This window comes from Pseudoalteromonas nigrifaciens (assembly GCF_002221505.1).
Lineage (GTDB): Bacteria > Pseudomonadota > Gammaproteobacteria > Enterobacterales > Alteromonadaceae > Pseudoalteromonas > Pseudoalteromonas nigrifaciens.
This window is the reverse complement of sequence record NZ_CP011036.1, coordinates 844,153-864,938: the sequence shown is the minus strand read 5'-3', so window position 1 is coordinate 864,938 and position 20,786 is coordinate 844,153. Positions and strand designations below refer to the sequence as shown.

The 20,786-nt window shown below is 39.7% G+C and carries 24 protein-coding genes and 1 tRNA gene; 7 read left to right on the top strand and 18 right to left on the bottom strand.

The features are described 5' to 3' along the window. Positions 1-6: 6 nt before the first annotated feature. The 5 genes from PNIG_RS04080 to PNIG_RS04060 form a co-directional block, all read right to left on the bottom strand. A complete protein-coding gene (locus tag PNIG_RS04080; protein WP_011327465.1) occupies positions 7-684 on the bottom strand; it encodes a flagellar hook assembly protein FlgD in 678 nt (225 codons plus the stop codon). Between the two features lie 13 nt (positions 685-697). Next, entirely contained in the window at positions 698-1,129 is a 432-nt protein-coding gene (gene flgC, locus PNIG_RS04075) for a flagellar basal body rod protein FlgC (RefSeq protein WP_011327464.1), read from the bottom strand. Between the two features lie 5 nt (positions 1,130-1,134). Then, the gene (flgB, locus tag PNIG_RS04070) at positions 1,135-1,542 is read right to left on the bottom strand and encodes a flagellar basal body rod protein FlgB (protein WP_041454356.1); all 408 of its coding nucleotides are present in this window, start codon (positions 1,540-1,542) and stop codon (positions 1,135-1,137) included. Positions 1,543-2,171: 629 nt separating this feature from the next. Then, entirely contained in the window at positions 2,172-3,002 is an 831-nt protein-coding gene (locus tag PNIG_RS04065; protein WP_011327461.1) for a CheR family methyltransferase, read from the bottom strand. Between the two features lie 20 nt (positions 3,003-3,022). Next, complete coding sequence (locus PNIG_RS04060) at positions 3,023-3,958, bottom strand: chemotaxis protein CheV (protein ID WP_011327460.1); 936 nt, start codon at positions 3,956-3,958, stop codon at positions 3,023-3,025. A 138-nt stretch (positions 3,959-4,096) separates the two neighbouring features. Between PNIG_RS04060 and flgA the strand changes: the two genes are divergently transcribed. The 3 genes from flgA (at position 4,097) to flgN (ending at position 5,625) form a co-directional block, all read left to right on the top strand. Continuing rightward, entirely contained in the window at positions 4,097-4,804 is a 708-nt protein-coding gene (gene flgA / locus PNIG_RS04055; RefSeq protein WP_011327459.1) for a flagellar basal body P-ring formation chaperone FlgA, read from the top strand. Positions 4,805-4,880: 76 nt separating this feature from the next. Continuing rightward, complete coding sequence (gene flgM / locus PNIG_RS04050) at positions 4,881-5,201, top strand: flagellar biosynthesis anti-sigma factor FlgM (RefSeq protein ID WP_011327458.1); 321 nt, start codon at positions 4,881-4,883, stop codon at positions 5,199-5,201. Then, a complete protein-coding gene (gene flgN / locus PNIG_RS04045; protein WP_011327457.1) occupies positions 5,194-5,625 on the top strand; it encodes a flagellar export chaperone FlgN in 432 nt (143 codons plus the stop codon). Before flgM ends, flgN begins: the two co-directional genes overlap by 8 nt. Before the next feature lie 405 nt (positions 5,626-6,030). Here the strand turns inward: flgN and PNIG_RS04040 are convergent, their stop codons facing one another. Beyond that, entirely contained in the window at positions 6,031-6,489 is a 459-nt protein-coding gene (locus tag PNIG_RS04040) for an LPP20 family lipoprotein (protein ID WP_011327456.1), read from the bottom strand. Between the two features lie 155 nt (positions 6,490-6,644). On the opposite strand from PNIG_RS04040, the gene PNIG_RS04035 reads away from it, so the two are divergent. Further along, positions 6,645-7,838, top strand: a complete 1,194-nt coding sequence (locus PNIG_RS04035; RefSeq protein ID WP_011327455.1) for a flagellar assembly protein FlgT — start codon at positions 6,645-6,647, stop codon at positions 7,836-7,838. On the opposite strand, the gene PNIG_RS04030 is transcribed toward PNIG_RS04035, so the two are convergent. Beyond that, positions 7,835-8,737 carry a LysR substrate-binding domain-containing protein gene (locus PNIG_RS04030; protein WP_041454354.1) on the bottom strand — a complete coding sequence of 301 codons (903 nt, stop codon included), beginning with the start codon at positions 8,735-8,737 and terminating at the stop codon, positions 7,835-7,837. The two genes, PNIG_RS04035 and PNIG_RS04030, sit on opposite strands and share 4 nt — an antisense overlap. Before the next feature lie 113 nt (positions 8,738-8,850). Here PNIG_RS04030 and PNIG_RS04025 point away from each other — a divergent pair, with 113 nt between their 5' ends. Continuing rightward, the gene (locus PNIG_RS04025; RefSeq protein ID WP_011327453.1) at positions 8,851-9,579 is read left to right on the top strand and encodes a glutathione peroxidase; all 729 of its coding nucleotides are present in this window, start codon (positions 8,851-8,853) and stop codon (positions 9,577-9,579) included. A 70-nt stretch (positions 9,580-9,649) separates the two neighbouring features. After that, complete coding sequence (locus tag PNIG_RS04020) at positions 9,650-11,098, top strand: dihydrolipoyl dehydrogenase (RefSeq protein ID WP_089367861.1); 1,449 nt, start codon at positions 9,650-9,652, stop codon at positions 11,096-11,098. Positions 11,099-11,553: 455 nt separating this feature from the next. Here PNIG_RS04020 and PNIG_RS04015 read toward each other — a convergent pair. The 5 genes from PNIG_RS04015 to PNIG_RS03995 all read right to left on the bottom strand — a co-directional run bounded on the left by PNIG_RS04015 (position 11,554) and on the right by PNIG_RS03995 (position 14,344). After that, a tRNA-Arg gene (locus PNIG_RS04015) sits at positions 11,554-11,628 on the bottom strand. 58 nt (positions 11,629-11,686) lie between these two features. Continuing rightward, entirely contained in the window at positions 11,687-12,346 is a 660-nt protein-coding gene (locus PNIG_RS04010) for a FlgO family outer membrane protein (RefSeq protein ID WP_089368935.1), read from the bottom strand. A gap of 11 nt (positions 12,347-12,357) precedes the next feature. Further along, positions 12,358-13,050, bottom strand: a complete 693-nt coding sequence (locus tag PNIG_RS04005; protein ID WP_011327450.1) for a FlgO family outer membrane protein — start codon at positions 13,048-13,050, stop codon at positions 12,358-12,360. Between the two features lie 13 nt (positions 13,051-13,063). Next, complete coding sequence (locus PNIG_RS04000) at positions 13,064-13,657, bottom strand: FlgO family outer membrane protein (RefSeq protein ID WP_089367860.1); 594 nt, start codon at positions 13,655-13,657, stop codon at positions 13,064-13,066. Between the two features lie 51 nt (positions 13,658-13,708). Next, positions 13,709-14,344 carry an SPOR domain-containing protein gene (locus PNIG_RS03995; RefSeq protein WP_089367859.1) on the bottom strand — a complete coding sequence of 212 codons (636 nt, stop codon included), beginning with the start codon at positions 14,342-14,344 and terminating at the stop codon, positions 13,709-13,711. 114 nt (positions 14,345-14,458) lie between these two features. Between PNIG_RS03995 and PNIG_RS03990 the strand changes: the two genes are divergently transcribed. Beyond that, positions 14,459-15,427 carry an IS30 family transposase gene (locus PNIG_RS03990; RefSeq protein WP_089367858.1) on the top strand — a complete coding sequence of 323 codons (969 nt, stop codon included), beginning with the start codon at positions 14,459-14,461 and terminating at the stop codon, positions 15,425-15,427. Positions 15,428-15,639: 212 nt separating this feature from the next. Here the strand turns inward: PNIG_RS03990 and PNIG_RS03985 are convergent, their stop codons facing one another. The 6 genes from PNIG_RS03985 to PNIG_RS03960 all read right to left on the bottom strand — a co-directional run bounded on the left by PNIG_RS03985 (position 15,640) and on the right by PNIG_RS03960 (position 20,763). Continuing rightward, positions 15,640-16,251, bottom strand: coding sequence for an SPOR domain-containing protein (locus tag PNIG_RS03985; protein ID WP_089367857.1), 612 nt, complete (start codon positions 16,249-16,251; stop codon positions 15,640-15,642). Positions 16,252-16,376: 125 nt separating this feature from the next. Further along, the gene (locus PNIG_RS03980) at positions 16,377-17,054 is read right to left on the bottom strand and encodes an SPOR domain-containing protein (RefSeq protein WP_089367856.1); all 678 of its coding nucleotides are present in this window, start codon (positions 17,052-17,054) and stop codon (positions 16,377-16,379) included. A gap of 319 nt (positions 17,055-17,373) precedes the next feature. Next, positions 17,374-18,252, bottom strand: coding sequence for a UTP--glucose-1-phosphate uridylyltransferase GalU (gene galU / locus PNIG_RS03975; RefSeq protein WP_011327445.1), 879 nt, complete (start codon positions 18,250-18,252; stop codon positions 17,374-17,376). Positions 18,253-18,275: 23 nt separating this feature from the next. Further along, positions 18,276-19,127 carry a thymidylate synthase gene (locus tag PNIG_RS03970; protein WP_089367855.1) on the bottom strand — a complete coding sequence of 284 codons (852 nt, stop codon included), beginning with the start codon at positions 19,125-19,127 and terminating at the stop codon, positions 18,276-18,278. Between the two features lie 10 nt (positions 19,128-19,137). Then, complete coding sequence (gene lgt, locus PNIG_RS03965; RefSeq protein WP_089367854.1) at positions 19,138-19,941, bottom strand: prolipoprotein diacylglyceryl transferase; 804 nt, start codon at positions 19,939-19,941, stop codon at positions 19,138-19,140. Between the two features lie 12 nt (positions 19,942-19,953). After that, positions 19,954-20,763 carry a sulfite exporter TauE/SafE family protein gene (locus PNIG_RS03960; protein ID WP_089367853.1) on the bottom strand — a complete coding sequence of 270 codons (810 nt, stop codon included), beginning with the start codon at positions 20,761-20,763 and terminating at the stop codon, positions 19,954-19,956. Between the last annotated feature and the right edge of the window lie 23 nt (positions 20,764-20,786).

The window sequence follows — 20,786 nt, the reverse complement described above, 5'->3', positions numbered from 1 at the left end:
AATCTTTTACGCGATTTCTGCAACATCAGTCAGCCTAACCGCACCTTCTTTAGTGTTAATAATGATGCCATTTGCACCATTAATATTAACACTCTCAATATTTTTAAAGGTAGCAATTGGCAGGCTCGAAAACTCACCATTAGTACTCCCCTCAGCTTTAATTTTATATTCGCCAGGAGGTAGGCGCTCACCCGCTTCGTTTTTACCATCCCATGCAAAACGCACTGCACCAGCTGGTTGCGAGCCTAAATCTATGGTTCTAACTAACTGCCCAGACTCATCTTCAATTCTAAGCTTTAAGCTTTCAACTGGCTTTTCGGCAACAACTGAGCCTCGTGCATCACCTGCTTCATTTAAATCTAATGTGTCAGACTCTAAAAGCGCCTGCTTGCCTACTAATGTAGATGCTTGCAGTGCTGAATTTGATGTCATTGATGCAGCTAAAGCTTCAAAGTTAGAGTTTAAATTTGAAATTCCCTCAGCCATAGTAAAGCTAGTCATTTGCGCAATCATCTGATCGTTATCAGCCGGTTTACTCGGATCTTGAAACGACAGTTGCTGCGTTAGTAATGAGAAAAAATCTTCTTGGGTTAACGCATCACTCTTGTCTTTACTGGCTGCTTGTTTTTCTTGCCACCGTAAAGAGTCTAAATAGGATGAAGATGTACTAATATCGTTACTCATAACCTACCCTCTGTTACCGCTGGCCTAGCAGCAGTGTTTTACTTAACATTTGCTTTGCTGCATCGGCAACTTGCACATTTGTTTGATACGAACGAGAGGCAGAAATCATGTTTGCCATCTCCTCAACAACATTAACGTTGGGTTTATAGATATAGCCATTTTCATCCGCACTTGGATGGTTTGGGTTATATTCGATTTGTAATGGTTTGTTGCTCTCAACAATGCCTAATACTTTAACGCCAACAGCGGAGCCCTGTGGATTACTTGCTGATGCTGAAGCTTTAGTAAGCTCAGCAGCAAATACAGGTTGTCGCGCTCGGTAAGTTTTATCCTGAGAAGAACTAATAGTATTCGCATTAGAAATATTACTTGCGGTGGTGTTTAAACGCACATTTTGTGCGCTCATACCAGAACCAGCAATATCAAAAACATTATATAAACTCATAATTATTATCCTTGGCTACCGAGTGCTTTTTTCAGACCTTTAAATCTGCCGCTTAAAAATTGCAAGCTGGCCTGATACTCCATAGCATTCTGTGCATACAAGTTTCGTTCCACCTGTATATCAACCGAGTTGCCATCACCTGTATCTGGTTGATTTGCATTACGAAACATTTCTGAACCACCTACTTCTTTACTACCACCGGCAATGTGTTTACTGTTGGTTCTGACCATACTATTGCCGCCTTGTTGGTGTGACTTTGCCGTTTTTAGTGCAGAGGCAAAGTCTATATCTTTTGCTTTATAGCCCGGCGTATCAGCATTAGCGATATTGGTAGCGAGCATTTCGGCTCTTTGCGAACGGATCAACATAGCGTGCGGGTGCACACCAAGCGCTTTATCAAAACTGATAGCCATAACCATCTCCAAAAAATTGACTTAGCTTGAACAAAGCAAGAAATAAGCCATTTAACTAATTTTTGTTTAAAGTTATTTACTAAGCTGATTAAATATAGCTATTTAAAGTGCAGGTTTTAGGGAGATTTTAAGGCAATAAGTAAATTGATATGAGCCAATAAAGTTATTATAAAAATGCCAGCAGTTAAAAACTCTAAAGCACATTTGCACAATGGATGCGAATGGGAGTATATGAGCAGTGATTTAAACAGATAATTTATCTATTTTTTCTTCTCTAAAGCGCAGCGCCCTCTTAGCCTCTTTGTGAATAAAGCATTTAAATATTATTTTGCACAAAGAGAAAACAATGAGGGTAATTGAGCAGTGATTTAAACACATAATCTAGTGGTTTTACCTCTCTAAAGTGCAGCACTTCATAGCCTTTTTGTGGATATGTATGTTCGCTTAAACATATTGGCACAATGCGCTTTAAATAAGGGGATGTGCGAAGCTATAACTTATACACAGTGCTTGGTAATACACAAAGCTTGGCTAATTACTTGCTTATCGCTAAAACGAAAAACGACGCTAAATGCGTCGTTTAAAATAATGCTTAAAATGTGCAAACTGCTCACACTTCACACTTGCAGTTATTTCTTTTGGTAAATAATACCAGGATTACATCTAACCATATCAAAATCATTACTTAAACCGCTCATTGATTCCGACGCACCTAAAAGTAAATAACCTTTAGGATTAAGTGCTTGAGAAAATTTAGCAATAATTTTTGCTTTTACTTCTGGTGCAAAGTAAATCAACACATTGCGGCAAAATATAATATCAAACTTGCCTAAAAGCGCGTATGAGTCGAGTAAATTAAGGTGTCTAAAGTTAACCTGCTTTTTTATTGGGTCGATAACCTGAGCCATACCATTGCCGCTGTCTTTAAAAAACTTTTTGCGGCGTTCGGCCGAGAGCCCTCTTGCTAGTGCTAACGCGTCATACTCGGCGTGTTTACACATATCCAGCATAGTATTTGATATATCGGTAGCCACTATTTGCGCTCCCATGCGTAAAACCCCAGGAGAACTTGTCTGAAACTCAGCAACCGACATAGCAATTGAATATGGTTCTTGACCAGAAGAGCTTGCCGCAGACCATATTTTTAATGGCCTGTTAAGCCCTTTAAACTCTGGAAACAGTTTAGTTTTTAATAACTCAAACGGATATTGATCTCTAAACCATAGGGTTTCATTGGTGGTCATTGCATCAACCACTGCAGCGCGTAATTGGCGCTCATGCAAACCCAAGGTTTTATTTACTAGCTGTGACAAAGACTCAACATTAAATCGCTTCATTAACGGCGCTAAACGGCTTTTAACCAAGTATTGTTTGTTTTCGCCTAATACAATACCGCACTGTTGTTCTAAAAATAAGCGAAATTGATCGTATTCACTTTGCTGTAAATCTTTACTATTCAAATCAATAACACCTATATTTATTAATCACAATGAACCCATTTTCTTACTGCTGTTGCGAGTTCGTCGGGATTAAATTTTGCAATAAAGTCATCTGCACCTACTTTTTCAACCATGGCCTGATTAAACACGCCACTTAACGAGGTATGTAAAATAACATGTAATGGTGCCAATTTAGGATCCGCTTTTATTTCGGCGGTTAATGTATAGCCATCCATTTCAGGCATTTCTACATCCGAAATAAGTAACCCTACACGTTCTGTAATATCGTTTACGCAGTCATGTTCGGCTATTTCTTTTAATCGCTTAAGTGCTTCTTTACCATTTTTGGCAAGCTCAGTTTGAACGCCAAGTGGCTCTAATGCTCGCTTAACTTGGTTTCGTGCTACTGCTGAGTCATCGGCAATAAAAACAATTCGCTCGCCTAAATCTTTTTTAATGTCACCTTGTGTAGCCGCAACATCGGCACTTACTTCGGTATTAACTGGGCAAATTTCGTTTAATATTTTTTCTACATCTAAAATTTCAACTAATTCGTTTTCTATTTCAGTTACAGCAGTTAAGTAAGAATACCGGCCTGCACCTGGCGGTGGCGGCATTATTTTTTCCCAGTTCATATTTACAATACGCTCTACACCGCCAACTAAAAAACCTTGAACGGTACGATTATATTCAGCAATAATTATAAAACTGTCTTTAATATTTTCAATTGGACGCCCACCCACAGCCATAGAAAGGTCAATAACCGAAATAGTTTGGCCGCGAATATGGGCAACACCACGAATGTAAGCATTTGATTTTGGCATATTGGTAAGAGGAGGACATTGCAGTACCTCTCTCACTTTAAACACATTAATCCCAAAACGCTGACGCCCTCTGAGTTTAAATAGTAGTAGCTCTAAGCGGTTTTGCCCCACCAACTGGGTTCGTTGGTTTACTGAGTCTAAAATACCTGCCATTCAAATCTCCTAAAAAACAAACTATACGGAACGATAATTGCTTTGAATCTATAAAGTCACATAATACAACGGGAGCGTCTACTTTTTGACGCTAAATATTTATACCCTGTTTTAACCTATAAGCATAGCCGAAACATTATGAGTTTGTTAAAAAAAATCAGAAGATACAGTGTTTTTTATGTTCTTACTAGCCTCTGTTTAACTTTGCCTTTAGAGGCTAAAGTATTTAGCAAAGACATATTACAACAAATGGCTATAACTCATGTTGCTGCGCAAATTAACAACCTTGATGAAAATAAAATACAGCTTAGTGCGTTACCGCTCGACCCCCGCACTCCCGATCGCAGTTGCGAATCAGAGCCTGAGTTATTACTCCCCAGCGATCCGCCTTTTAATCGCCAAGTAACATTACAAATAAAATGTAACGACACTAACAACTGGGCCCAGTATGTACACGTAAGAGTAACCGAAACGGCTCCTGTTGTAGTTGCTAATGTAAATTTAGCTCGCGGCGAAGTAATAACTGCGGCGCATTTAAGTATTGAAATGCGCTCAACTCACTTTATCAGAGTACAATATTTAGATAACCCAGCATTATTAATAGGCAGCCGAAGTAAACGAAATATACGCAGCGGAATGCCACTTTTATTGAGCCAAATATGCATGGTGTGCAAAGGCGATGCTGTAAATATTAATGCTAATATTAAGGGCTTAAAAGTTAAAACAACCGGTATTGCACTTGAAGATGGTAGCCTTGGCGAGCAAGTTAAAGTAAAAAACAAAAAAACCGGTAAAGTTTTAAATGCTCGCGTAGATGGTGTAGAGTCTGTACAAGTTAATATATAATTTAAATTTATACTAAAGTATCTTATGTATATGCCGATAACTTGGCATTAGTTGGGTAATATACAGGTTTATTATTATGGTCGGTCAAGTTAATAAAGGTAATCAACAAGCAAATGTGTTAACTAACACTAAGCAGCAAAAAGTTGATATACAAAGAGATAATGCAAATACGCAAGCTGCACAGTCTTCGGCGCCTAAAGCTGCCAGCGACTCTGTAAGCTTAACCCCGCAAGCTAAACAGCTAAAAACCCTGCAAGATAAAGCGCAGCAGTCTCCTGGTTTTGATACCGATAAAGTGGCAGAGCTTAAAAAAGCAATCACTGAGGGTAAATACCAAATAGACAGCGAAAAACTTGCAAAAAACCTAGCTGAATTTGAGTTTAACGTTTATGGCTGATCACAATAGTTTAATTACCATTAAACTAAATGAGCAACACAATTGCTTAGAATCACTTAATATTTTATTAAATGACGAGCTAACATCTATTGCCTCGCGCCGTGGTGAAGGTTTAAAAGAAATTGCCCAACAAAAAATGTCTTTTTTAACCACGCTAAGCAACCTCGATAAAGAGCTCAACAAGTTGATTGCCAATAACGATGAGCAAACAACCGAGATCACCGATTTAATTAAACTAATACGCAGCAAGCTTGAGCAATGCCAAAAGCAAAATGAAGTAAATGCCCACGCAGCGCATCAAGCACAATTAAGCGTTAAACAATTAAAAGATATTTTAATTGGTGCCCCCTCTTCTATGACCTACGACCAAGCCGGTAGTGTAATAAACACCGATAATAATTTGGTACGTAATTTAAAAGCTTAATTAAAAAACAACTTCTTACATAATAAAAAAGCCTTAACTGTTGATCAGCTAAGGCTTTTTTGTTTTTAGAGTTACTAACGTTTTTAGGGGGACTAGGGTCTGTTGATCTTTCAAGGTTAAATTTGCAGCAGTGTGTTTGGTATTAAGGCAAGGCAGAGCCTATGTGGTGTGGTTATTCCCCATAAATAGGCGATAACGCAGCATTAATGCCAAACATGCGCTGCCCGAAGGGTTCTGCCTAGGAGCGATTGACTCTTTGTTGCCTACATGGATGTAGGTAAGGGGCGTGAGCAGGACGCGGAAGCTTTGCTCGGTTTTTACTTAGCCCACTAGGTTACAAATCTCGCGCCGCGATTAAATCGCCCCTAGCTTGAACAAATTTTAATCCGCAAAGGTCAACAGACCCTAGTAATAAGTTACTTTTTTAACTTCTCGGGGTTTAATTTCGCCTATGTACAGGTCGTGCACGCGCTTCATATTTAGTTCAAGCTCAGTTATATAGGTGTCGTCTACCGCGTAGGCTTTTATAACTTGTGCGCCTTTAATAATGCCCTGCACTTTGCTTTGTAGGTAATCGTCTTGTGCTATTGAACCTGCAACTGTAGTACCTGCGGTAATTTGTTGCCCATACACTTGCTCTGCAAGCTCTCGATACGCTTCTAGCTTAGAAGCTTTAATAGCCATTAACTGCTTTTGCGACTTATTAACACCCGACTGCAGGCTAATAGGTGCATAACCCACGGCTTTTAATACCGGATAATTGTTTGGCTCTACATATTTGTATTCAACGTGCTTATCAAACATATTGCTACAACCGCTTAAGGTTATGCATCCTAACGTGATAAGTAATGGCATTACTCGCATAGTACCTAGCCCTAAAAAACAAATTAAATAATTATACGATACTTATGCAGGTTTAATGCCATTGACACTTAAGTGGTGTTTACTCACAAATAATATTGGTACGCTCCTTGCTGTGTAACTTATGCTAATAGCTAAAATTTAACTGGAGTAAATGTATGAATTCGTTTTTATCATCGGTATTTGCAGGATTAAGCGCAACTGCTTTATTAACGTTTTCGCCTTTTACTGCAGCGCAGTGGTATGAATCGACCGGCCATGCACAAGTTAAAAGTAGCGATGTAGGCGCAGCTAAATCTGCAGCAATTAAAGATGCCATTACACAAGCGTTAGTGTTCTCTGGTGCGCGGGTAAGCTCGGTGCAAACCTTAGTAGACGGCGTGCTAATGCAAGATCAGCTTAAAATAAGCAGCCATGGCGAAATTCAAAAAATAGAACTTGTGAGCGAAGAACGTCATAATAATCAGCTAGCTATTACACTACGCTTAGATATTTTTGCGCAAACAGAGCAATGCCCACAAAGTAGTTTTAAAAAGTTTGTGGCCGTTACCCAAAGCCAGCTTAATCATCGTGAACAAGCCCGCATGGGTCAAATATTTGACATAGATAAAGCGGTTAGCAAAAATATTTATACCGCATTGCAAAAGTCAAAAATGAGCGCTGTACCAATCGCTTATTACAATAACGCAATAAAGGTCGATAAGTATTTTTCGCAGCAACACGACTACTCTAATGCGCAACTAGAAGATATTTCCTCGCGTAGTAACGCGCAGTACGTTTTATTAAGCCAAATAACCAACCTATCAACTAGCGATAAGCTCAATAGCGACTATGCCTTTTGGCAAGACGAAAGCTATCAACGTAGTTACCAAATAGAGTTTACCCTTTTTGATGGCACTACTTATGAACAGCTTTGGCAAAATAGCTATAAAAACCAAGCTATTTGGCCATTTGAAAAAACCGCTATTGTTGATGTTAACAGTAGTATGTTTTGGCAATCACCCTATGGGCAAAGCATAAACGATATAAACCAAACGCTAAGTTACGATTTACAATCAGCTATGGCCTGCTTGCCTACTCAAGGAAAAATTATGCACCTTGATCAGGGCAACATAGTGATTAACTTAGGTAAAGCACATGGTCTTAAAAAAGGTCAACTACTTAGCATAGCACACCACAATTACCTAACAGACGCTTTAGGCAATACTATGCCGCATAAAGTAATTACCCTTAATAGCATTCGTGTTGAGCAGTTATATCAACAAAGTGCCATTGCGGTAAGCATTAATAATGCACCACTTCCGGGCGTGCAAATTAACGATATAGTCGAAATAGTTAGCCAAAACCTTTAATTCAACGATTTAGTTAATTTAGCCTTTAAATTAGGGTGAGCCGACAACCATTCACCCAATTGTTCAACCCCCGATAAATGCGGGTAATGCTTTCTACATGCAAATACTATATTGCGCTGCTGATTAGGATAAATAGCTAAATAATTAACCCCTACGCGCTCAGTACAAGCCAATTTAGGCACAAATGTAACCCCGTCATCCATAGCCACCAGCGCCAGTAATGTTTCTAAACTATTACCCTGATACTGGCTCGACACATTAACTCCTGCCGAAAAACAAAACTGTTGGGCTTGATCTTTAAAGCAATGGCCATCACTTAACATTAATAGGCTGCATCCTTGTAATTCGCGCAGCGCTACTTTTTTTTGCTGAGCTAATGAATTATCGTGTGATACAGCCACTAAAAAATCTTCTTTGTATAAATTAACGCTATGGTACTTTTTGAGCTCGGGTACATCAGCCAAAATTGCAAAGTCGAGCTCACCGTTATCTAGCGCTTCTAAAATTGTAGCGGTTTGCATTTCAATAAACGAAAAGCGACTATTAATAAACGCCTCTTTCATTGAAGTGAGTAATACCGGCAGTAAATAAGGCGCAATGGTTGGAATAATACCAATAGTTAACTTACCCTGTAGCGGCTCGTTTGACGTAGCAGCAAGCTCTTTAAGTATTTGTGTTTGTTCTAAAATAACATTAATTTGTGTTAATAAACGCTCGCCTTTAGCGGTTAATGTTACCTGCTTAGTAGAGCGGTCAAATAAAGTAACACCTAGCTCCTGTTCAAGTTTTTTTACTTGGCCACTTAAGGTAGGCTGGCTTACAAAGCACGCATCGGCCGCTTTACGAAAGTGCTTAAAGTGCGCTATGGCTTTTACATACTCTAAATCTTTTAAGTTCATATTCATTACCAGGCTGATAGCTTATACCTATCAGTTTAATACAAACAAACGATTGGAACTATATTTAAATCACCGCCATAATGGCTATCAACAAATCAAGAGGAACAAAAATTATGTTAAACAATATTGAAGGCAAAACAATCCCAAGCGTTACATTTGCAACTCGTCAAAACGATGAATGGAAATCAGTAACAACAGACGACATTTTTAAAGGTAAAACGGTTGTTGTATTTTCACTACCGGGTGCATTTACACCAACGTGTTCGTCTACTCATTTACCACGTTACAACGAACTAGCTGGCGTACTTAAGCAAAACGGCGTTGACGAAATTGTATGTTTATCGGTAAACGACACCTTTGTAATGAACGCATGGGCTGAGCATCAAGAAGCGCAAAACATTACTTTACTACCAGACGGTAACGGCGAATTTACTGACGGCATGGGCATGTTAGTAGATAAAAATGACCTAGGTTTTGGTAAGCGCAGCTGGAGATACTCTATGCTTGTAAAAGATGGCGTGATCGACAAAATGTTCATCGAACCAGATTTACCAGGCGACCCGTTTGAAGTATCTGACGCAGATACAATGCTTGACTACATCAACCCTAAGCAAGCTAAACCAGAGCCAGTAACTGTATTTACTAAACCTGGTTGTCCGTTCTGTTCAAAAGCTAAAGCGCTTCTTACAGAAAAAGGCTTTGCATTTGAAGAAATTGTTATGGGCTCAGGCGCATCACTAACAAGCCTTAAAGCAGTATCTGGCCGTGAAACCGTTCCACAAGTATTTATTGGCGGTAAGCACATTGGTGGCTCAGACGATTTAGAAAAATACTTTGCTTAATTAATAATTTTGCTCAATTAGTAAATATAAATAGGGGCACTGGTTGCCCCTATTTTATAAGGAAAAAATAATGAAAGAATTGCAAACCGACGTTGTTGTTATTGGTGCGGGTACTGCGGGTTTAAGTGCTTATCGTAATGCTAAACAATTTACAAATAACGTACTTATGATCGAATCAGGCCCTTACGGCACTACCTGCGCACGAGTTGGTTGCATGCCGAGTAAATTATTAATTGCAGCTGCTGAAGCTGCGCACTCAATCACAATGGCACCTGCATTTGGTGTACACAGCTCTGCACCACGTATTAATGGTAAAGAAGTGATGGCACGCGTTAAAAGTGAACGCGACCGCTTTGCCGGATTTGTAGTAGAAGCTGTAGATGAGCTTCCAAGCGATGACAAAATTCGTGGCTATGCTAAATTTTTAGACGCAAACCGCATACAAATAGATGATCACACCGTAATTACTGCTAAACGCTTTGTTATAGCAACCGGCTCACGCCCTTCATACCCTGGCGTATTTAATAATTTTGGCGACAAATTAATTATAAACGACGACGTATTTGACTGGGACGACCTTCCAGAATCGGTAGCCGTATTTGGCCCAGGTGTTATCGGCCTTGAAATTGGCCAAGCACTGCACCGTTTAGGCGTTAAAGTAAAATTATTTGGTGTTGGTGGTGCAATTGGCCCCCTTACCGACCCAGTAGTAAAAGACTACGCAAACACCGTATTTGCCGAAGAATTTTTTGTTGATACCGACTCAAACGTATCCGACATGATGCAAGTAAACAACAAAGCGCAGCTTACTTACACCGACAAACAAGGTGCTAAACACACCGAGCAATTTGACTACGTACTTGCCGCAACGGGGCGCGTACCAAACACAGATAAACTCGGCTTAGAAAACACCGGTATTGAACTTGATGAGCGCGGCGTACCTGTTGCTAATGCTAAAACAATGCAATGTGGCGATTCAAATATATTTATCGCAGGCGACGCCAGTAATATGCTGCCACTATTACACGAAGCATCCGATCAAGGTCTAATTGCTGGCCAAAATGCTGGACGCTTCCCCGATGTACAACCAGGATTACGCAGAGCAAAAATTGCCGCCGTATTTAGCGACCCGCAAATAGCCATGGTTGGCGAAAGTTATAAAGAGATCACCACTCGCTTAGGCAGCTGCGACTGTTTTGAAATAGGCGAAGTAAGCTTTGAAAACCAAGGCCGCAGCCGCGTCATGCTTAAAAACAAAGGCCACATGCGTGTTTACGCCGAGCAAGGCACAGGGTTATTTTTAGGTGCAGAATTTATCGGCCCACAAGCCGAGCATTTAGCTCACCTACTAGCATGGGCGGTACAAAACAAAATGACCGTACCACAAATGTTAGAAATGCCTTATTACCACCCAGTGATCGAAGAAGGGCTACGCACAGCGCTGCGCGACTTAAACGCCAAACTTAAATTTGGCCCAGACATTATTAACCATTGTATGGAATGTGGCCCGGGGGCATAAGCTTAGGGCTTAGGGCTTAGGGCTTAGGGCTTAGGGCTTACAAGGCTAAATAAAAATAATCAGCGAGTAAATTTATTTACTCGCTTTTTTATGCTCAACTTAAAGCGAGTGACAGCCAATCGATAATGCAAAACAGCGATATTAATTGATAACATAATTTTTCGTTGGGTTTCGCTTTGATCAAGCCAACCTACGTAAAAATTAACCACCCATGTTACGTTTAACACGACTCGCCAGCGCGACAAAACCTGAATAAAGTTTTTTATATCACGGCCTAGCTTTAACTTAGTGCTGTAATATTTATTCGACTGAAGTGATAAATTGAATTAGATGTTTAAAATACAGAAGTATTAATAATCTTTTTTTGAAAATGAATGCCTGAGTTAGCACAGCTACATATGTGCTAGATAAAGTTTGAACTTCAAAGCACCAACCCCATAACTCATTGATTTTACTGGTAGCCCCTGCAAGAATCGAACTTGCAACTGCCCCTTAGGAGGGGGCCGTTATATCCATTTAACTAAGAGGCCTAAACTGAGGCTAAAATTATAACGGCATTGTCTTTTTTGGATCAAGTGCAAACTGTGTTTAATTACTTGATAAGTAGATATCTTCTTTGTTTAAAACGTATATTGGTATAAATTTTCGGCTACTGGCAACGACTTGTTTATTATTTACGTTTATAACTCGGGTATTCACTGTAACGCCATTAGCGCGGTATATTAACGTACCACCGAGTACATGGCTTGCCATATGCTTTTTGCTAAGGTTTTTTATGTCTCGTGAAAAAACAAAGTCGCCACGGCGATTTACGTTTATTGCATCACTCGTTTTAAAATCAACCACCCCATAACCAAACTTTTGTAGTTGATGAATGAGTGTTTCTGATATTTGGTTACCCAGCTGGTTGCTGTTATTTAGGGTGGCATCTAAATCGACTATGCTTGTCACCGCTATATTTATGCTCTCATCAAGCTCACTAACAGACTCTAGAGTGTCGACTAAATCAAGCGCCATTTGCTCTACATAATTAACCAAGGTTTTATGATGTTTTAACGGCGTAAATTGTCGCGACGCGTCGTATTCGCTCTGCGTTTTTAGCCCTTGTGCATGCTCATAACGAGCATTCACATCAAAATGAGTGTCTGCATTATTAGTTTTAACCTGCTTATTATTACCCGCAGTAGAGCACCCTGCCAATCCTAGCAGGATAAATAATGCGGTAACGCTATTTAATTTGTAACCCATTATTGCCTCGCTCATTTACTGGCTTGTTTAAGCATAATGCCATCGGTTCTGTAGCTACTATTAAGTGCATCAACCACTGACTGAGGAATAAAGCCTTGCGCTGTTCCTACTACGGCTTTACTAGCTAAGCCAATAATACGTGCATTTACAAGCACACCACCTTGATGGCTTACTAAAGTACCGGCTAAAACATAGTTAAAGTTTTGATCTTGGTTTAGCTCAAGGTAGTCGCGGCTAAATACAAAGTCGCCGCTTGGGGTTACGCGCATATAATCGGTAGTTTTAAAGTCGATAACAGGTATGCCAAAGCTGTGTAGTTCATGCATAAAACTTTCGGCAATTTGATTTCCTAACAAACTTGCGTCGTTGTAATCATCATCTAAAAACACAAAACTTGAAACGGCCAGTGGTGTTTTTTCGTTCACATATTGTAGGTTTTCTACCATGCTTTGCATTATGCCACGCACATAATGATTAATGTTTTTACGTGATGGCGTGCTCGATTTTGAATAATTAGTATGTTGCCCTAACCCCGACTGATATACCTGATTGTCGGTCATTGGGGCTGCCACTGCACGCTCGCCATTAGCCAATTGTACTGAGTTGTTTTGATTTTTTTGTGTGGTGTCTGAGTTCATGCCTGTTAGCATTTGTGAGCACCCAAAGCCCAATGGCAAACATAATGTAAGTAATAGCTTTTTCATTTTGTGCTCCTAATTAGTATTCGCTGCGATATAAGTTATTATCGCGTTGCTGAACTTTTTCACTGCCCCACATTACATTAATCGGGATTTCGGTACTGCCAGCTGATAAAACGTGTTTATTATTAATATTAACCAATCGGGCATTAACAATGTAAGCATGTTGCTGGCGCGTAACTGTGCCGGTAATAATTAAGTCAATATTCTGACGTTCGCGCAGTTTAGTTATATCTCTGCTAAGCGCGCTGTCGGCGTTAGATGCTAAATTTATATTATTACTTAAACGGTACTCAACGGTGTTATATCCCAATTGAGTGAATTGTGTTAGCAGGCTTTCTTGAATTTGCTGGCTTAAACCTTCAGCTTGGCCGCTGGGAAGCTTTGAATCTAGCGCGTTTGCGTAATAAAAGCTGCTTACCCCAATGCGAGAGTTACCGCTTAAAGGCCCTTTAAAGTGACTAAGCTGATAAGTTAAGTTATTTACGTAGTCGTTAACCGTATAAGGTGCCATGGTTGCTATACGCGCAGGCGTGCTCACACTTGGCTCAGGCTGTGGTGTTAAGCTACATGCTGCTAAGTTTACTAATAATAACGGTAATAAAAGGCGCATAGTTGCCATCCTCAAAAAACATGACAATAACAAAGCAATTACTATGCCTATTTATAATTTTAATGGTTGTTCTGTGTAATTACTAACAATACAACCCACTTGATGCTGCTTTAGTATATCGCAATCTGCCGTTGCATTTTTTTGAAGTTTATAAGCGCCAATTTTTAAGCGATAAAAAGTAACCCCTTTAACCTTTGCGGTTTCTACGTTGGCAATAAATGGGCTTGCTAATAGTTTTGTAGCCTTAGATTTCACTTCATTATAACTTTGGGTTAATCGTATCCAATCGGTAACCGATGCGACCTGCAGGGCAAACAATGGCTGTATTACTTTAGGTTGTACGGTTGCTTTGGCTTGCACATTAACAGCCTCTTCTGACGCTGTAGTGTCTTGATTTAGGTTGCTCCCCTCTTGCTTTAGATTACTTTGTGTTGTCGATTCTCGTTGCGCTACTTCATTTAATTGGCTAATAAGTAACTTTAAATCGTGTTCAATAACAAGCAAACGTCTAACGCCTGCTTTGGCTTGTTGCCATTGTTGAGATGATGCTCTTAATTGCGCTAATTCTTCTGCCGAAATAGTAACCTCATTACTAACCTTATTTGTGGTAGTAACATTGTGTTGAGCCTCTTTAACTTTACTACTGCATCCACAAAGTACAATTAGGCTAATACTTAACAATCTCATTAGCTGTTGTTTTATCACCTAGATTCAAATTGTAAGTGCATAACTTGTTTTGGCTAGATAAAGTGGTCAGTTGCTCATAAGCTAACTGCTTTTTCTCCGGCAAGAGATTTTACAATGAGACATTACAAACAACTGACCTATGCGCAAAGATGCCAGATCGCCGTTCTAAAGAAAAGCGGTTTTACGCAACAAAGTATTGCTGAGCTAACTAATTTATCGCAATCTACGATTTCAAGAGAGCTTTCTAGAAATACAGGTAAGCGAGGTTACAGACACAAACAAGCTCATGAGCGGGCTTTGTTTCGTCGAAGAAGTGTAAGAAAACCGCTTAAGATGACACCTGAAATGATAGCTTTAATTACCCAGAAGCTTAATGAGAAGTGGAGTCCTGAACAAATAACGGGATGGTTACGCAAAGAAAGTGAACGGTCTGTCAGCCATGAATGCATTTATCTGTATATCTGGGAAGATAAAAAAGCAGGTGGTGAGTTATACCTACATCTGCGCCGACACGGTAAGAAATATCACAAGCGCAGTCATTGTAAAACAAACCGAGGGCAAATAAAAAATCGCGTTAGCATTGAAGAACGTCCACAAATAGTTGATGAGAAAGGCCGTATCGGAGATTGGGAAATAGATACCGTCATAGGTAAAGGTCATCGAGGCGCCCTTGTTACCATTGTAGAGCGGGTCACCCAATTCACTGTATCAACTCAGGTGGCAGGAAAAACAGCGGAAGCCGTCACTACGGCGACGATAGAACTATTAAGGCCATATAGGTCAGCGCTTCATAGCATCACGGCTGACAATGGAAAAGAGTTCGCTTATCACGAGCAAATCACAGACGCTTTAAGTGTTCCTGTTTATTTTGCTCACCCTTATCACTCATGGGAGCGCGGATTGAATGAAAACACGAATGGATTACTACGTCAGTATTGGCCGAAGAGCACAGATTTTAAGGCGGTAACACCAGCGCAAGTTATACCAGTACTTGAGCAACTTAATAATCGTCCGAGGAAGACACTTGGATTTGAAACGCCTGCAAAATTGATGCAGGATCACTTGGCGGCTAAAGCCGCCTAAACGTTATGCACTTCAGATTTGAATCCGCGTCATATTATTTGCCTTTTAAATTTTTACTTGGCTATTAAATTAGCATTGAACTTACAAACTGCATTGCTGGGTTTTAACTGCTGTATTAATTTTAGCTCGACTTATAGGTATGTGTTAGCACACAGGTAAATTGAGTTTCAACGTTATAACTAATCAGCTTTAAATACCTAAAACATACTTCGCTAAATTTTTTGGGTGTAATTGCCCACAAAACAAGCTACTTGCTGCTGTATTAAGGTTTTACAATCGCTTTGTGCTGCAGCTTTACTTTTATAAGAGCCTAGCTTTAATCGATACAAAGTAACTTTGTTAGCTACTACAGGCTCGATATTAACGACTGTTTCAGTATGTATTATGTTTGGGGCTTTTAACTTTAATTGCGCTAATGCGCTATGAAGTGCGGGCTCATTTTTAAAAGCACCGACTTGTATAGAAAATAATGCTGGGGGTTTATCTAACCGAGTATTTAAATTAAATATTGTTTCTTTAGGTTCGCTTAAGGGGGGTTCTGACTGCTCTATTTGTTGCATAAGAGTGGCTGTTAGCTGCGTTAATTTGTGTTCTAGCTGGCTTATTTTGTCAACATTAGTTTGAGCATTTTTCCACTGTTTTGCAGAGTCTTGTAGTAAAACTAAATCTGCTTTTTTAATAAGTATACTTTGCGGCGCATTTACTGCGCCTTGTTTTACAAGCGGTTCTGCGCTTTCATTTTGCTTAGTTGTATTGCATGCACTTATAACTAATGACAATCCTAGTATTAGTGTAATGCGCTTAAAGTTCCATTTTAAAAGCATTAGGATTATTAACCTTTTTTGTTTATTTTTTTATAATTAATTTATAAAAAGCAGCTTAGGTAAGCTGCATATTCTATTGATAAATAAAGCATAAGCAACTTTATATTTAAAGCTAGTTGGTATAACTACAGCTTTACCGGTTTATCTGTGTAGTTACTTACTATGCAGTCGAGTTTATAAAGTTTAAACACGTTGCAATCGGCTTGGGCATTTTTAAAGTTTTGATACACGCCTAACTTTAATCGATAGTAGGTTTTATTATTAACATTTGCTGTTTCAACATTGGTGCGAATTTTATCTCTAAATAACGGCGCAGCTTGCTCATTGAGTTCTTGCCATGCTTTAACTAAGTCTTTTTCGGAATCGAGCGACGCAACTTGCAATGCAAAAACGTGCTTTGGGGTGTTTAATTTTACCGTTGGCTTTGTATTATAAGCTGGTTTAATTGCTTGCTGAGCTTTACTTGAGTAGCGTTGTTTGCGCGTGGGGCGATTATATTGGTTGTGATTTTTTTGATTAGACTGCGCAATTGCTTTGCTATTTATAATATCTATATGGTTTACCAAATAGGTAATATCTTTTTCTAGCTTTAAAAGTCGTTCAATCCCAGAGCGGGCTTGCTGCCATTGCATTGCAGCATCTTTTAATTGCGCCAGCTCTAATGCAGTAATAGACACATATTCAGGCGAGTCGTTTATTGGCTCTGCTAATAGCGTTTTGTTGGGCGCAGTTGCACAAGCAGTGCTAAACAAGAGTATAAGCAAACTCAATATTAAAGTATTATTTTTTTTATATTTAAACATGCATTCGCTGCCCTGAAAGTAGTGTAAGTACACTTACATTTCAGTTAAACATTCTTATAAGTAAGCGTTTAACTTTATTAATTGTGCTTGGATATATAACTGAGTTTATTTTATATCAATGATTACTGAAGCAATTAATGTACTTTTTAGCTTAGTAGTCAACAAATCAAACAGTAATTAACACAAATGTTACATTATATTTTGCAGCGTGTCTGCAGTTATAATGTTTTTATCGCCAAAGACTACGATATTAACGACTATAAAACAAAAAAGACGCCATATAGGCGTCTTTTAGTTACTTTTATAAAAAGTAGGTATGTTAAATTAATGTTTTAATAAACGTTTTTAACTCGTCAGCAAATTCTTCACGACGCAGTGCAAACTCAATAGTTGCTTTAAGATAACCAATTTTACTACCACAATCGTGGCTGCGCCCTTTAATTGCGTATGCATCAACAGTTTCGTGCTGCATTAGCATGGCAATAGCGTCAGTAAGCTGAATTTCGTTACCAGCTCCTTGCGGGGTTTTAGCGAGTAATGGCCAAATATTTTTACTTAATACATAGCGCCCTACTACTGCAAGGTTTGATGGTGCTTCATTAACTGGTGGCTTTTCTACCATGTTATGAATTGGCGAACTTTCGCCTTGTTTTAGCTCAACACTGCCTAAGTCAACAACACCAAATTGATCAACTTCAGCCATTGGAACTGGCTCTACCATTATTTGGCTATGTTGAGTTTGCTCAAAGCGGCTGATCATTTCGGCCAAGTTATCTTTACTAAGATCACTTTCCATATCATCAATTATTACATCGGGTAAAATAACCACAAATGGTTCGTTACCTATAATTGGCGCTGCACAGTTAATTGCATGCCCTAGGCCTTTGGCCTCGCCTTGGCGTACTTGAATAATGGTTACATCTTTAGGACAAATAGACTGTATTTCGGCAAGTAGCTGTCGTTTTACTCGTTTTTCTAGTGTGGCTTCAAGCTCAAAACTGGTGTCGAAGTGGTTTTCGATTGAGTTTTTACTTGAATGCGTTACCAGTACTATTTCTTTAATACCTGCGGCAACGGCTTCGTTAACTACGTACTGAATTAGTGGACGGTCAACAACCGGCAGCATTTCTTTTGGAATTGCTTTGGTGGCTGGTAACATGCGTGTTCCGAGGCCCGCTACGGGGATCACTGCTTTCATGGTGTTTTCCTTAATCTGTTTTGTTATACCGAAAATGGGTATTGAATAGCTTCGTGACACTCATAACCTGTCACTTCAAAGTCATCGCGTGTTACCCAGGTTTCTATATCGTTTAGTGATTTAATGTTTGGATTAATTTTTAACTGCGGCGATGCAAATGGCTCGCGTTTTAACTGCACATCGCGCATTAGCTCAAGCTGGTTTTCATAAATATGCGCGTTGGTAATTTTATGATACGCCTTACCCGCTTTATGCCCAGTAATTTGCGCCACTAATGCCAGTAATACAAAACACTGAATTTGATTAAAATTAAGCCCTAGCGGTACGTCGCAGCTACGCTGAATTGACGTTAAATAAAGTGTGTCACCTAATAATGAAAACGTGTGCGTGTGCATGCACGGGCGTAAACAGCCAAGCTCAAATTCGCCTGGGTTGTAAAAACTAATTATTTCACCGCGATCGTCTATACCATTTTTTAAGTTATTAATTACTTTTGCTAGTTGGTCTAGCGTTGAGCCATCTGGGCGCTGCCAAGCACGCCCTTGTACGCCATAAACACGCCCCATGTCGTCCTCACCTTTACGGTGCAGATTATTAAGCCAAGCGCTATTTTCGTTTGCGTTTGCATCCCAGGTTTTACAGCCTATTTCGCGAAACTGTGCCGCGCTATCGTAGCCACGCAAGTAACCGAGTAATTCGGCAATAGCTGCTTTGTAATAGCTTTTACGTGTGGTGATCATAGGAAACTGATTATTCGCCACATCGTACTCTAAATCGGCGTTGATCACGGTTAAACAGCGTGTGCCCGTACGTTTGTTTTCTACCCACTGGCCTTCATCAACAATACGCTGACATAATTGTAAATATTGTTTCATGGTATTTATTCTAACCCTTTACCGCTGTTTTTTGTGGTGCTTGCTTATAAGCCCAAATTAATAAGCCTAACCCGCCTACTATCATAGGCAGCGAGAGTATTTGCCCCATCGAGATAAAGTCGGCAAATAAACCCAGCTGTGCATCTGGTTGGCGAAAGTACTCAATACAAAATCTAAATGTGCCGTAACCTAGTAAAAATACACCCGCTACACTACCAGCAGGGCGAGGCTTTTTAATAAACCACTGTAAAATTAAAAATAATACTAAGCCTTCAAAAAATGCTTCGTATAGCTGCGATGGATGGCGTGCTAACGGCCCGCCGGTTGGAAATACCATAGCCCATGGTACATCGCTTACTCGACCCCAAAGCTCACCATTTATAAAGTTACCTATACGTCCAGCTAATAAACCTACCGGTACAAGCGGTGCAACAAAGTCGCCTACTTGCAGTATTGACTTTTTACGTGTCCAAGCAAAAATAACAACCGCGGTTATCACTCCTAAGGTGCCACCATGAAACGACATTCCACCTTGATCTATCCTGAACAAATATAGGGGGTTTTCTATAAAATAGCTAAATTGATAAAATAATACATAACCAATACGCCCACCAAGAATTACCCCTAGCATGCCGTAAAATAGGAAGTCGCCTACTTGGTCTTTAGTCCAACCTGAATTTGGTTTTGCCGCTTGGCGATTTGCAAACCACATTGCAAATGCAAAACCTATTAAATACATTAATCCGTACCAACGTACACTCAGTGGCCCGACAGAAAATATGATCGGATCGATTACAGGAAATTCCAGTGCCATAAAAATAAACCTTTAGCTAAAAACCATTTTAATTGCGATGATAACAAGTAACACCGCGAAAACTTTCTTTATTGTATTAACCGGTAAATAGTGGGTTGCTTTAGCGCCAATAGGCGCTATAAACCACGAGGTAATTACAATCCCAAATAATGCGGGTAAGTATACAAACCCTGCAAAACCGTGTTCTAAATCGGTAACCTGCCATCCGGCACTGATATAACCAATAGAGCCAAAAAAGGCGATAACAATTCCGCATGCTGCAGCGCAGCCTATGGCCTTTTTAATATCAACCGAAAAATAATGCAGTAAAGGCACTATTAGTGCGCCACCACCTATACCTATTAATCCAGATAGTGCCCCCATAATGGCGCATAAGCTGCCTAGAATAGGACCCGACGGTAAAGGTTTTTCTGACAAAGGTTTATTGCGAGCTGATAACACCATTCTTAAAGCAATAAATACCACGCTTACAGCAAATACTGTGCGTAATATTTGCTCGGGTATTAAGCTTGCAGCAAAGCCACTAATTAGCGCGCCAACAGCTACGCCCGACATAACCCAAGGTGCAATAACCCAAGGCACGTTATCATTTTTATGATGAGCCAGCGCTGAAGATGTAGAGGTAAACAAAATAGAAGCAAGCGATGTTGCAATGGCAATAACTAATACGTTTTCAACAGCCGTTACATTAAAAGCGAGTAATAAGGCACTTAATACGGGAACAATAATTAAGCCACCACCAATTCCGAGTAATCCGGCTAAAAATCCGACAACACAGCCTAGTAGCGCGCAACTTGCAACCAATAATCCTAGATCATACATAGTTATCCCATATACCTTTTATT

Excerpts from the sequence above, each read along its gene's own strand:
- PNIG_RS04080 (WP_011327465.1), bottom strand. The coding sequence starts at position 684 with ATGAGTAACGATATTAGTACATCTTCATCCTATTTAGACTCTTTACGG.
- flgC (WP_011327464.1), bottom strand. The coding sequence starts at position 1,129 with ATGAGTTTATATAATGTTTTTGATATTGCTGGTTCTGGTATGAGCGCA.
- flgB (WP_041454356.1), bottom strand. The coding sequence starts at position 1,542 with ATGGCTATCAGTTTTGATAAAGCGCTTGGTGTGCACCCGCACGCTATG.
- PNIG_RS04060 (WP_011327460.1), bottom strand. The coding sequence starts at position 3,958 with ATGGCAGGTATTTTAGACTCAGTAAACCAACGAACCCAGTTGGTGGGG.
- flgA (WP_011327459.1), top strand. The coding sequence starts at position 4,097 with ATGAGTTTGTTAAAAAAAATCAGAAGATACAGTGTTTTTTATGTTCTT.
- flgM (WP_011327458.1), top strand. The coding sequence starts at position 4,881 with ATGGTCGGTCAAGTTAATAAAGGTAATCAACAAGCAAATGTGTTAACT.
- flgN (WP_011327457.1), top strand. The coding sequence starts at position 5,194 with ATGGCTGATCACAATAGTTTAATTACCATTAAACTAAATGAGCAACAC.
- PNIG_RS04040 (WP_011327456.1), bottom strand. The coding sequence starts at position 6,489 with ATGCGAGTAATGCCATTACTTATCACGTTAGGATGCATAACCTTAAGC.
- PNIG_RS04035 (WP_011327455.1), top strand. The coding sequence starts at position 6,645 with ATGAATTCGTTTTTATCATCGGTATTTGCAGGATTAAGCGCAACTGCT.
- PNIG_RS04030 (WP_041454354.1), bottom strand. The coding sequence starts at position 8,737 with ATGAACTTAAAAGATTTAGAGTATGTAAAAGCCATAGCGCACTTTAAG.
- PNIG_RS04025 (WP_011327453.1), top strand. The coding sequence starts at position 8,851 with ATGTTAAACAATATTGAAGGCAAAACAATCCCAAGCGTTACATTTGCA.
- PNIG_RS04020 (WP_089367861.1), top strand. The coding sequence starts at position 9,650 with ATGAAAGAATTGCAAACCGACGTTGTTGTTATTGGTGCGGGTACTGCG.
- PNIG_RS04010 (WP_089368935.1), bottom strand. The coding sequence starts at position 12,346 with ATGGGTTACAAATTAAATAGCGTTACCGCATTATTTATCCTGCTAGGA.
- PNIG_RS04005 (WP_011327450.1), bottom strand. The coding sequence starts at position 13,050 with ATGAAAAAGCTATTACTTACATTATGTTTGCCATTGGGCTTTGGGTGC.
- PNIG_RS04000 (WP_089367860.1), bottom strand. The coding sequence starts at position 13,657 with ATGCGCCTTTTATTACCGTTATTATTAGTAAACTTAGCAGCATGTAGC.
- PNIG_RS03995 (WP_089367859.1), bottom strand. The coding sequence starts at position 14,344 with ATGAGATTGTTAAGTATTAGCCTAATTGTACTTTGTGGATGCAGTAGT.
- PNIG_RS03990 (WP_089367858.1), top strand. The coding sequence starts at position 14,459 with ATGAGACATTACAAACAACTGACCTATGCGCAAAGATGCCAGATCGCC.
- PNIG_RS03985 (WP_089367857.1), bottom strand. The coding sequence starts at position 16,251 with ATGCTTTTAAAATGGAACTTTAAGCGCATTACACTAATACTAGGATTG.
- PNIG_RS03980 (WP_089367856.1), bottom strand. The coding sequence starts at position 17,054 with ATGTTTAAATATAAAAAAAATAATACTTTAATATTGAGTTTGCTTATA.
- galU (WP_011327445.1), bottom strand. The coding sequence starts at position 18,252 with ATGAAAGCAGTGATCCCCGTAGCGGGCCTCGGAACACGCATGTTACCA.
- PNIG_RS03970 (WP_089367855.1), bottom strand. The coding sequence starts at position 19,127 with ATGAAACAATATTTACAATTATGTCAGCGTATTGTTGATGAAGGCCAG.
- lgt (WP_089367854.1), bottom strand. The coding sequence starts at position 19,941 with ATGGCACTGGAATTTCCTGTAATCGATCCGATCATATTTTCTGTCGGG.
- PNIG_RS03960 (WP_089367853.1), bottom strand. The coding sequence starts at position 20,763 with ATGTATGATCTAGGATTATTGGTTGCAAGTTGCGCGCTACTAGGCTGT.